10 protein-coding genes are annotated in these 11,083 nt (G+C 66.4%); 3 read left to right on the top strand and 7 right to left on the bottom strand.

Translation table 11 applies throughout. The features are described 5' to 3' along the window. The first annotated feature begins 16 nt into the window (after positions 1-16). Positions 17-379 (top strand): hypothetical protein, encoded by a 363-nt coding sequence (locus tag AC3DET_RS16570; protein WP_488392321.1) that lies wholly within the window; start codon positions 17-19, stop codon positions 377-379. 263 nt (positions 380-642) lie between these two features. Here the strand turns inward: AC3DET_RS16570 and AC3DET_RS16565 are convergent, their stop codons facing one another. The 5 genes from AC3DET_RS16565 to AC3DET_RS16545 are packed head-to-tail and all read right to left on the bottom strand — an operon-like array spanning position 643 to position 5,782. Next, positions 643-1,893 carry an ABC transporter permease gene (locus tag AC3DET_RS16565; RefSeq protein ID WP_488392320.1) on the bottom strand — a complete coding sequence of 417 codons (1,251 nt, stop codon included), beginning with the start codon at positions 1,891-1,893 and terminating at the stop codon, positions 643-645. Beyond that, a complete protein-coding gene (locus tag AC3DET_RS16560) occupies positions 1,890-3,176 on the bottom strand; it encodes an efflux RND transporter periplasmic adaptor subunit (protein WP_488392319.1) in 1,287 nt (428 codons plus the stop codon). The genes AC3DET_RS16565 and AC3DET_RS16560 overlap by 4 nt, the downstream gene beginning before the upstream one ends. Next, positions 3,176-4,150 carry an HlyD family secretion protein gene (locus tag AC3DET_RS16555; RefSeq protein WP_337732914.1) on the bottom strand — a complete coding sequence of 325 codons (975 nt, stop codon included), beginning with the start codon at positions 4,148-4,150 and terminating at the stop codon, positions 3,176-3,178. The genes AC3DET_RS16560 and AC3DET_RS16555 overlap by 1 nt, the downstream gene beginning before the upstream one ends. Beyond that, on the bottom strand, positions 4,147-5,124 hold the full coding sequence (locus tag AC3DET_RS16550) for an HlyD family secretion protein (RefSeq protein WP_337732915.1): 978 nt from the start codon (positions 5,122-5,124) through the stop codon (positions 4,147-4,149). The genes AC3DET_RS16555 and AC3DET_RS16550 overlap by 4 nt, the downstream gene beginning before the upstream one ends. After that, complete coding sequence (locus tag AC3DET_RS16545) at positions 5,108-5,782, bottom strand: ABC transporter ATP-binding protein (protein WP_337732929.1); 675 nt, start codon at positions 5,780-5,782, stop codon at positions 5,108-5,110. The genes AC3DET_RS16550 and AC3DET_RS16545 overlap by 17 nt, the downstream gene beginning before the upstream one ends. A 1,919-nt stretch (positions 5,783-7,701) precedes the next feature. On the opposite strand from AC3DET_RS16545, the gene AC3DET_RS16540 reads away from it, so the two are divergent. Then, positions 7,702-8,052, top strand: coding sequence for a DUF1428 domain-containing protein (locus tag AC3DET_RS16540; RefSeq protein ID WP_337732546.1), 351 nt, complete (start codon positions 7,702-7,704; stop codon positions 8,050-8,052). 199 nt (positions 8,053-8,251) lie between these two features. Here AC3DET_RS16540 and AC3DET_RS16535 read toward each other — a convergent pair whose 3' ends face one another. Further along, entirely contained in the window at positions 8,252-8,647 is a 396-nt protein-coding gene (locus AC3DET_RS16535) for a polyhydroxyalkanoate granule-associated phasin (RefSeq protein ID WP_337732521.1), read from the bottom strand. 119 nt (positions 8,648-8,766) lie between these two features. Continuing rightward, a complete protein-coding gene (locus AC3DET_RS16530) occupies positions 8,767-10,266 on the bottom strand; it encodes an AAA family ATPase (RefSeq protein ID WP_488392318.1) in 1,500 nt (499 codons plus the stop codon). A gap of 154 nt (positions 10,267-10,420) precedes the next feature. Here AC3DET_RS16530 and AC3DET_RS16525 point away from each other — a divergent pair, with 154 nt between their 5' ends. Continuing rightward, positions 10,421-11,053, top strand: coding sequence for a ParA family protein (locus tag AC3DET_RS16525; RefSeq protein ID WP_142122952.1), 633 nt, complete (start codon positions 10,421-10,423; stop codon positions 11,051-11,053). Positions 11,054-11,083: the final 30 nt, after the last annotated feature.

The raw sequence follows: 11,083 nt of genomic DNA, 5'->3' as shown, positions 1-11,083 counted from the left end.
AGGCAGAGATACATCCATGAGTCTCAATGCCATTTCCGGCCTGGCACTTGGGCTTTTGCCCCTTCTGCCACTTTTGTTGCCTGTGCCCTTCTTACTACATGGCGCTCGCCAAGATCGTAGGCTCATCGCAGTATTACCTGGCTTGCTTGGCGCGGCTGTTTACATCGCTACCGTTCTGGCATCGCATTGGTCACCGTCACCCGTTTCTGACTCCATCCTGTGGCTACATTCAGTGGCTTCGGTCTTGCCTCTGTTGCTGTTGGCTCCTTCTGTTATGGCTTTACGGAGCAAATGGCTATCCATTCTGCATCTGATTACGCTGACCGGCGTAGTGGGATCCTGGCTATTCGGCGGCATCCTGATCGATGGGACGTCATAGGTTGCCCCGTTCTCGGAGACTCGTCCTCCTGACTTCTTAGTTGAGCGGGGTGGCGCTTGGTCAGCGAGTAGGATGGGTTGAGCCGTAGGCGGCTTTCAACGGCGAAGCCGGTCTACCCATCATCTTCGTTCCCGTTCGCTGGAACGCGTGTTGGAACGGTGCAATCCTGGATACTTCGTTCCTACTGGGCCTTCCGAATTGCGCGTGATGGGTATTGCCTGCGGCTCAACCCATCCTACGAATTCGTTTGCGAATGCGTTGGCTCAGTCGTGCCGCAGCGCGGCGATCGGATCCAGCTGCGCGGCCTGTCGCGCGGGATACACGCCGAAGCCCAGGCCGACCACCGCGCAGAAACCGGCCGACAGCAGGATCGGCACCGGGGCCCACGCGACCTGCCAGTCGGCGAACGTGGCGATCAGGTAGGCCAGCACGCCGCCGAACACCAGGCCCAGCAACGCCCCGGCGATGCAGATGACGGTGGCCTCGCGCAGGAACTGCGCGATCACGTCGCGCCTGCGCGCGCCCAACGCGCGCAACAGGCCGATCTCGCGACGCCGTTCCAGCACATTGGCCAGCATGATGTTCATGATGCCGATGCCGCCCACCAGCAGGCTGACACCGGCGATCGCGCCCATCACCACCTGGAAGATGCGCTGCGTCTGCTGATGCTGCTGGAACAGCTGCTGCGGCACGATCAGCTGATAGTCCGTCATGCCGGCGTGGCGCTGGTCCAGCACCGCCGACAGCACGCCCGCGCCGGCTGCCAGCCGCTGCGGATCGTCCAGCCGCAGCAGGAAGCGGTCCACTTCGTCTTCCTGCGGCTGGAAGCGGAAGCGCGCGCGCGCGCTCGCCAGCGGCACGTAGATGCGGTTGCTCTCCGAGCCCAGTTGCACGCCCTCGAAATCGTCCTGGCCCAGGTCGCGGTCGGTCAGTACGCCGATCACCTCCAGCCAGACGTGATTGACCTTCACCAGCCCGCCCACGGCACCGCCTTTCGGAAACAGGCTGATGGCCGCCTGGTGGCCCAGCACCGCGACGGGCGCCAGCGCGGCTTCGTCGTCGGCGGTGAACGCGCGGCCCTGCGCGATCTTCAGCGACGACAGGTCGAACCAGTTCGCGCTCACGCCGCTGGCCTGCGCATCGCTGCGGCCGGTGTCGCTGAAGACCGTATGCGTGCGTACCTGTTTTTCGGCGGCATGGCGTCCGGCACCGGGCACCACGCTCAGGGCGGCGTCCGCATCGGCGACGGTCAGGCCGACGCTGCGCTCGCGTGTTTCCTTCAGCGTGTCCTCGTCCTGGGGCTTGGCCTCGGCGATCAGGTTGTGCAGGCCCAGGCCTTCCACCAGGCGCAGCGCTTCGCGCCGGCTGCCTTCGCCCACCGCCTGCATCGCCACGATGGCGCCCACGCCGAAGATCATGCCCAGCAGCGTGAGCAGCGTACGCAGGCGGCGCCGCCACAGTTCTTCCACCGCTTCACGCCAGACGGTGGGCAGGCGGTTGATCAGTCCGGTCATGCGTTCTTCCCTTCGGCATCGCCGGTGGCGGCATCGTCACCGGCGTCGTCGGTCTTGTCCTGTTCCTTGTCGTCGTCGCCGGGTGCAGGCACTTCGATCTGCGACAGGCGCACCTGGTCGCCGGGCTTCAATCCCGACAGCACCTGCGAACGCGCGGTACCGCGCACGCCGAGTTTCACTTCGCGCGCCACGTAGTCGTTGCCCTGCTTCACCTGCACCCAATGGCGGTCGTCGCGTTGTTCGATGGCCACGTTCGGTACCGCCATCGCGTCCTTTGCCTCCAGCAGCACCACGGCGGCGGCGAAACGCTGGCCGGGGATCAGGCGGTACTTCTCCACCGCCGAGGACGGAATCGGTGCGCGCATCGACAGGAATTTCACCGGGCTTTCGCGATTGCGCACCTTGGCCGCGCTGGCCACCCACGAGAGCTTGCTGTCGATGCGCTGGTCGGGCCGGCCCAGCGGATGCAGCACCACCGCATCGCCCGCCTGCACGCCCTGCGCCTCGATCTGCGGCAGGTCGATCTCCACCTCCATCGCCGAGGTATCCGGCAGGCTGCCGAACTCGAAGCCCGCGCGCAGGTTCGCACCCACCATCGGCTTGTCGCCGGACCAGTTGGCGGCGAGCAGCAGCACGCCGTCGTTGGGCGCGCGCAGTTCCAGCGCATCCAGGTCGCCCTTGCGGGTCTGCGCATTCATGTCGAAGGTGGCGCGCTGCGCGTCCAGCACGGCCAGTTCCGCGCCGCCGCGCACGTCCGACTGGTCGCGCTGCCATTGCAGCACGCCCTGCCGTACCTGCAGGTATTCCTTGTCCTCGATGGCATCCAGCACCTGGTTGCGCGCCACGGTGCTCAGGTCGGCTTCGGCGTAGCGCTGGGCGATGCCCAGCTGCACGGCCACCTGCGACAGGTCCACTTCCACGCGGCCCTGGGTGGCGTCCAGTCCGCTTTCCTTCGCCGCGCGCGCCAGCGCATTGCGCTGCAGGTCGATCATCGCCTGCGCCAGCTGCTGCTCGCCTTCGGGCGAGATGAAGCGCGCCAGCAGGTCGCCCTTCTTCACCAGGCTGCCTTCCGGCACCATCCATTCCACCTGGCGCGCGGACCAGTTCTTGCCGGGCACGATCAGCGGCGTGGGCTTGGCCGAACGCAGTTCGCCTTCGCCCCGCACGCTGAGGGTCAGCGCGCCCCGCGCCACGGTCTCGCTGGCAACGGGCACTTCCGGCGCACCGCAGGCCGTCACCGCCAGGGCGCATGCCAGCACGGACGCGACGCGCGTGATCGGCATCATTTCGCTCCTCCCCCGATGTCGGGCACGGTCAGTTCCACGCGCACCGCCTGGCCGGGACGCAGCTTCGCCTTCGCGTCGTCCAGCCGGATCTCCAGGTCGAGTACCGGCACCGGCTGCACCTGCGATTTGCTGCGCACGGCGCGCCCGATGCCGGCCACCTTGCCGTGGTGCACGCTGCCGCCACCGCCTTCCACCACGATGCGCGCGGGCACGCCCACCTTTACCCGTTGCAGGTCGCGCTCGGGCAGCTGCGCGCGCACCGCCAGCGTGGCCGGGTCGGGAATCTCGGCCACGGTCTGGCCACGCCAGACCTGCGAGCCCACGTCGAACTTCTCGCCGTTCCAGTTGCTCTTGTGCATGATCACGCCGTCGCGCGGCGCGGGCAGGTTGAGCGCCGCGATGGAGGCTTGCAGACGGTTCACGTCGGCCTGTGCCTGCTGCAGCTCGGCGTTGACCAGGCGCAGTTCCTGCCGCCGCTGTTCGGCGGCGGCGCGTTCGGCCACCTGCGTCAGTGCGGCGCGGCGTTCGGTGCGCCTGCGTTCCTCCACCAGCTTGTCGTACTCCAGCGCGGCGATCAGTTCGCGCGGTTGTTCGGTCTTGCGTCCGGCCTTGTCGCGCTCGGCGGCCGCTTCGGCGGTGGCCAGGCGCTGGCTGCGCTCGCGTTCGGCCACGTCCAGGGTCAGGTTCTCCAGCTCGCGCTTCTTTTCCTGCAGCAGGCTCTGCTTCTCGCTGAGCTGGCGCACCAGGTCGTTTGTGTCGAAGGCGACCACGATCTCGCCCTTCTTCACCGTGCTGCCGTCCGGCGCCAGCTGGGTGAGGTTGAACTGCCACAGGCGATCGACGGCCGGCGGCACCAGCTGCGAACTGCGCTGCGCGTACACCTCGCCATCCACGCGCAGAGTGGCGGCGTGCGCGGCCGGCAGCGTCGCCGCCAGCGCGACCATCCACGGCAGCATGCGTGCCCGGTTCATCGCGTGGCCTCCTTGCCCGTCGCGGCGGCGGGCCGTGCGATCACGCGCACGCTCATGCCCGGCATCAGCGACAGCGTCTGCGCATCCAGCGTGATGTCGAGGGTGAAGTAGCGGCCTTCGCCCCATTCCGGTCGCCGGTCCGGCGCACCTGAAATGAACGCGATGCGCCCCGGCACCTTGCGGCCGGGCACGGCGTCGAACGTCAGCTCGACGGACTGGCCCACCACCAGCCCGCGCCGGTCCGGTTCCAGTGCCCAGGCGCGCACGTTCATGCGTCCGCTGCTGACCACTTCACCAGCCTTGCTGCCGGGCATGGTCGAAGAGCCTTCATCGATCCGTCCGCCGATCCAGTTGTTGTTGAATCCGTGCACCACGATGCCGTCGCGGTCGGCGACGACTTCCGAGGTGCGGACCAGCGAGGCGTGGTAGTCGCGCTGCAGCACCAGCTTCTCGATCTGCAGGCGGCCATCTTCGACGCGCCGCTGCACGGCGGTGCGCGCGGCATCCAGCTCCTTGCGCTTCAATGCCACTTCGCGCGTGGTGCGGTCCAGTTCGCCCTGGTGGCGGTCGTAGTCCAGGCCGGAGATCAGGTCGCGCGGGATGGTGGCGTCCAGCTTCGCGGTGGCGAGCTCGGCTTCGGCATCCACCAGAGCCATTTCCGCTTCCAGCGCCTTCACCTGCAGCTCGGCGACTTCCTTGGCGTCCTTGGCCTGGCCCTGTTCGATCTGGGCCTCCAGATCGGGGATGCGGCTGGCGGACTGGCCGGGATCGATGCGCAGTACCACGTCGCCCTTCTTCACCCGTTCGCCTTCGGGCACGTAGTAGCGGATCACCACAGGCGAGCTGTTGGATTGCGGAGTGAGGATCTGCTGCGCGTCCACCGCACGCACTTCGCCGGTCAGCACCACGGCGTGCGCGGGCGCGGTGGCGGCAAGGGCCAGCGTGACCCACAGCGTCTTACTGGAGCGCGTCATGTTCCACCTTGCCGTCGCGCAGCTTCACCTGGCGCGGGGCGCGCGCGGCGATGTCGTTGTCATGGGTCACCAGCACCACGGTCTGGCCGCCGGCATGCACTTCATCCAGCAGCGCCAGCACGTCGGCGGCGCTCTTCGAATCCAGGTTGCCGGTGGGCTCGTCGGCCAGCAGCAAGGCCGGCTGCAGCAGCAGCGCACGGGCGATGGCGGCGCGCTGCATCTGTCCGCCGGACAGTTCGCTGGGGCGGTGGTCGCGCCGTTCGCCCAGGCCCACGCGGTCCAGCAGCGCCAGGGCGCGGTCGTGCGTGCCCGGCGGCGGCTGGCGGTGGAAGCGCAGCGGCAGCATCACGTTCTCCAGCACGCTCAGCCGCGGCAGCAGGTGGAAGCTCTGGAACACGAAGCCGATGCGCCGGTTGCGCAGGTCGCTGCTGGCCTCGTCGTCGAAGGTGGCCACGTCGCGGCCTTCGAACAGATAGTGGCCGGCGTTGGGATGGTCCAGGCAGCCGAGGATGTTGAGCAGGCTGGACTTGCCCGACCCCGAGGGCCCGGTGATGGCGACGAATTCGCCCTGGCCGATGCGCAGGTCCACCCCTGCCAGCGCCTTTACCGTCTGCCCGCTCATGGCGTAGTGGCGCTGCACGCCCTGCAACTCGATCATCACGTCCCCTTCGTTCCCTCGTCTGTGTCGACCATCGCGGCCCGCCAAGGTTCCCGGCGCGTGGGCGGGGAAGGCGACGACGGTCGTGCATCCTGTCGGGTGAGGCGCGAGCATCCCAGATGCCTGCGCGAGGTTGCAACCGCAGCAGGCCGCAGACCTTTTGCAGACCACCAGCCGATGAACAAGGCCGGTCAGGCGTGATACCCGGCATGCCGCGTCCGCAACGCGGTGAGCAGGGTGGAGGAAACGTTGCATGTGGCGCTACGAGACATCCTGGCCTGGCGCTGCGCTACTGCGACCATGAAGGCTGCACTCGCGACCTACCGGCATTGGAGCGCCTGCAACCACGGCAGGCCCGCATAAGCCGCCTGCACAAGCGCATGGCCGACACCGAAACCGCCCTCGGCAGCGACCTGATGACCGCCGCATTGCCGGCGTATGCTTTTCTAAAGGTTGCCAGCGAGCGGGAAGGTTTGGGTACGAGCCGGCGGGAGTTGGTGGCCCCGTGTGCAAGGCCGCCGCGACGTGGGGTGGTGGGTAATGGAGGGGCGCGGGGAGAAGACATGATCTGGCGCGCAGAGGCGTCGACTATCTATATGGTGTGATCAACCCTGCGGGTTGAAAACATGCTCGCAAGAATCTACTACACAGCGCTTCGCTGATATCCGCCCTCAAGTCACCATTGACCCAGTGTCGTCTTTTGAGTCTTACGCTTGGAGGAGGCAAAGACCTTGTCGGTATAGTCTTGAGCCGATATTGGGTCAGCAGCGTTAGACGTATCTTTGCAGTTGTCGCGGACAACACCCTTGCCCCATAGTCGTTCTATGCTAGATTGCCTGCGGAACCGCGTGTTCCGAGCATTGTCAATGGAGAAATGACATGATCTATAAAAGTGCTTTGACTGTAGTAGCAGTTGGTCTTCTAGGTCTCGCCGGCAGCGTTACAACTATCGACTCTGCTTATGCCCAGGCTGTCACCCCGGGGATTTCCTGTGAGCCTTACAATTCGCAATGGAACGTATGCACTCGCACCTTCTTTAATCCTGAAACAGGGAAGTGGGATCAGGAGGTATATTTTGCACCTCGCGATAAAAGGTACGCTGAGTTCGAGCAGTAACGTCTGATGCAATCGGGGCCAGCCAACGAGGCTGGCCTTTTTCATGTGTTCGAAATGAATATTCGTTGCGGATGAGGTTAACGATTTGCTCTGGCTGAGTCCGCTTCGCGGGTCGACTAACTCAGAGACTGATCTTCCGACCAACGGTTAGGCGACCATCCCGGCCTCCCGAACCAGCTCGTCACGTGGCCACGCATTGATTCTGATCAGCGGCGTAAGCTAAGACGCTAGTGTCGAGTTGGCTACTCAGCTGGCGTAACAACCTGTCGATCCCGGCTTGCTATCGGCAAACCACAGCACGCCTGCGCGTACTTCGATGACCACGTTCAGGTTGGCCTTGCCTATATCGATAACCACTGCCGTCATCCCGGTTCTCCGCTAGAGTTGGCCTGTCGCTCGGCAGCCCAGATGCCGATGCCCTCCTTGAGGCCGTCCGCCCGACGCTTCTGGCAGCGGACTTCATGAAGCGTGCAACGACAACAAAGGTGTATGGCGAACTGGGTTCGGACGTACGCCGTGAAGAAGTGCAGCTTGTCCCCTAACCGTTCGCACAAGCCGATGCTCCTTCGCGACACGGATTAACTCAGGCGTCATCACCCCACGACACTTGATCAGCCAGTGTCACCCGGGTATGCAACGTGCACCGAGGTCTTACGGGCGGCAACTTACTCGGGAGCGGCATTATTGAAGTGCGCTACGCTTGTGCCACCCATGCACGGGCCAGGTAGAGAGCCTTCAATGTCCCCGTGCTTGCCACGGCCTAGGAGCGTATGACGCAACTTGGACGACATCAGGAGAGCTATATGTATATCGACGGATTCGTGGCCGCTGTACCGGCAGCCAACCTGGAAGCCTATCGGAAGATGGCGGCCGAGGCCGCCGCGATCTACCGTGAACATGGTGCACTCAGTGTCGTCGAGTGCTGGGGCGATGATGTGCCGGAGGGCGAAGTGACCTCGTTCCATTCGGCTGTCAAACGGAAGCCGGACGAAGTGGTGGTCTTTGCGTGGATATCGTGGCCTTCGAAAGAGGCGCGCGACGAGGGAAACGGCAAGGTCATGGCCGACCCGAGGATGGAGCGCGGCGATGAAGTCCCGCCCTTCGACGCACGGCGCATGATCTACGGGGGCTTCAACGTCATCGTTGATGTCTGAGAGGCCGTGGCCCGCATGCGGGATGGGTTGAGCCGCAGGCAATACCCACACCCCATGACGTGCCGAGTGCAACGTGCAGATCAGCCACAGCGACGTTCCTGTCGGGGCTTCACGCTATGGCAGAGAAACGGATCGACGGGTATCGCCTGCGGCTCAACCGATCCTGCGGTCCTGCCGCCGACCATCCTGTGGCGCTGGATCAGCGCGACGGCTTGCGCTTGCTCAGGCGTCGCTGGTTGGCCACGGTGATGCGGCGGTAGGGCTTCATGCCGGCGGTTGCCATGTTGACCACGGCGTCCTCAGGGGATGGCAGGGGCTTCGCCGTGAATGCCCATGGCATCCAGAACGCCAGCGCGGCCTGCGTTGCCGTGGTGTTCAACGTCACCGCGTAGCCGGCCATGGCGCGCCAGGATTCCCAGGCGGCTGCGACCTTCTCGTTCGACATCAGCGCGAACTCGCGCCGGTCGCGGGCCGACGGGTTGGGGCCGGCCGTCGCCAGCCGCGCCATGCGGTGCGAGATGACGAACGGTGCCGCGGTGCCGAGTTCCACCAGTTGCGTGCCCAGGGCACGTGCAGCGCTGCGATGGCGGGTCATGGCGGTCTCCGTGGGAACGGCATGATGCGATGGCGCGCGTATGCAGCCAGTGAATGCAGTGGCCGGGCGCGGGGCGTGCGCTCTTGCCACCCGTGCCGCTCCCGCCACGGAACAGGCCGTCAGTCGGCGGGGACGGTGCGCTCGCGCGCCCAGTCGCGCAGCGCCTGCACCTGTTCGGCCATCATCACCGAGAGCGGGCGGGTGCTGCGGATCTCGTGCATCACCAGATCGGTGTCGAGCGGCTTCTGTTCGGCATGCGCGGCGTACAGCGCGGAGACGATGGCCTGTTCCAGCTCCGCGCCGGAGAAGCCGTTCGCCGCGGCGGCGAGTGCGGGCAGGTTGAAGGCTTCCGGATCCAGCTGGCGGCGGGCCAGGTGCACGCGCAGCACCTCGACGCGCGCCTCGGGCGAGGGCAGGTCGACGAAGAAGATCTCGTCGAAGCGGCCCTTGCGCAGCAGTTCCGGCGGCAGGTCCTGCACCTGGTTCGCCGTGGCCACGAGGAAGACTTGGGCGCTGCCGGCACCGGCCTTGCGTTCCGCCATCCACGTGAGCAGGTAGCCGAGCACGCGGCGCGAGACGCCGCCGTCGTCGTCGCCGCCACTGGCCAGCCCCTTCTCGATCTCGTCGATCCACAGCACGCACGGCGCCAGCTGTTCGGCCGAGGCCAGCGCGGCACGCAGGTTCTTCTCGGTCTCGCCGTGGTACTTGTCGTACAGCGTGCCGAAGTCCAGCCGCAGCAGCGGTACGCCGAAGCCGGCCGCCGTGGCCTTGGCCAGCATCGACTTGCCGCAGCCCTGCACGCCGAGCAGCAGTACGCCCTTGGGCAGGTCCAGCCCGGGCGGCGGGTTGCCGGAGACGAACACCGCGCGGCGCTGCTCGATCCAGCGCTTCAGGCGGCTGGCGCCGGCGACCTCGGCGAACTTCGCGGTGTCGTATTCGTAATGCAGATGGCCGCTGCGGTTGAGCAGCTCGAACTTGAGCTTGTTCAGCGCGGGCAGGTCGCTGGCGGTCAGCGCGCCGTCGGCGAAGATCAGCTGCCGCGCGATGCGGCGCGCGTCGACCAGGCTCAGGCCCTGCAGGTTGCGCACGATCTGCCTGACCGCCTCGCCATCGGCTTCCACGCGGCGCCCGCCGTGCTCGCGGGCATAGTGGTCGGCTTCCTCGCGCACCATCTTCAGCAGGGCGTTGCCGTCGGGCAGGCGCGGGTTGAAGCGCACGGCCAGCGCTTCCAGTTCGGCCGGCAGTTCGATCTTCGCACCCACCAGCACCACCACGTGCGGCAGGCTGTGGCGGCGCTGCATGATGTCGCGCAGCTGGCGCTGGCTGCTGGCGTAGCCCAGGTAGGGATGGAAATCGAGCAGCAGGTAGATGCCGCGCTGGTCGGCCTGCTTGATCGCCTGCAGGGCGGCGCTGGCGTCGGGCGGGCCGACGGCGTCGTCTTCGCGGTCCATGTCGAGCCGGCGCAGGCCTTCGGTGATGCTCCAGCGGTGCAGCGCCCGCCACACCTGGCCCAGGGCCTGCCGGAACAGGTCGACCACACGGGCTTCGTCCTGGGTCTCGATGACGATCAGCGGGGTGTTGGCGCGGATCAGCGCGGTCAGGTCCTGCAGCTCGTTCATGGGGCATCCGGTCCGTGGGGACGGGCACGATAGCAAGCGCGCACGGGAACGGGGAGCCGACCGGCCCGCGACAACGGGTCGCGCTTCGCCGCGCCGGTTCCCGCTTAACTTGCCCCGGTGTACCCTCCGGGTTCTCCAGCAACGAGGTGCGCGCATGAAGACGATTCTGGTCGCCAGCTCCAAGGGCGGCGCGGGCAAGACCACCCTGGCGACCAATCTGGCCGCACATTTCGCACTGGACGGCAAGCGCACGGTCCTCGTGGATGCCGATCCGCAGCATTCCTCCACCCGCTGGGCCGAGCGCCGGGCGGAGCTGGAAACCGCCGTATTGCCGATCGATGCCAGTGGCAAGCGCGCCTGGCGCGCCTGGCTGCCGGAAGACGCGGAGCGGGTGGTGATCGATGCACCCGCCGGCGCGATGGCCGACGACCTGGGCGGCTTCCTGGAGCACGCCGATGCGGTGGTGGTGCCGGTGCTGCCGTCGGCGCTGGACATCGAGGCGACGGTGGGCTTCCTGAACACCATGGCCAAGGTGCCGCGCGTGCACAAGCGCAAGCTGCCGGTGGGCCTGGTGGTCAACCGCAGCAAGCCGTGGACGAATGCGTCGCAGCAGGCGGTCGAAATGCTGAAGACCTGGCCTTACCCGGTGATCACCCAGTTGCGCGATACGCAGGCCTATGTCGTGATGGCCGGCCTGGGCCGCAGCCTGTTCGACTACCGCTCGGCCCAGGTGCGCGATCACCAGGCCGACTGGGAACCGTTGTTGAAATGGATCAAGAAGGCCTGATCAGGCCGAACCCGAAGGAGTCGTTGTCCC

Source organism: Pseudoxanthomonas sp. 97-1-1, from assembly GCF_057773125.1.
This window is presented reverse-complemented; position numbering and strand designations above follow the sequence as displayed.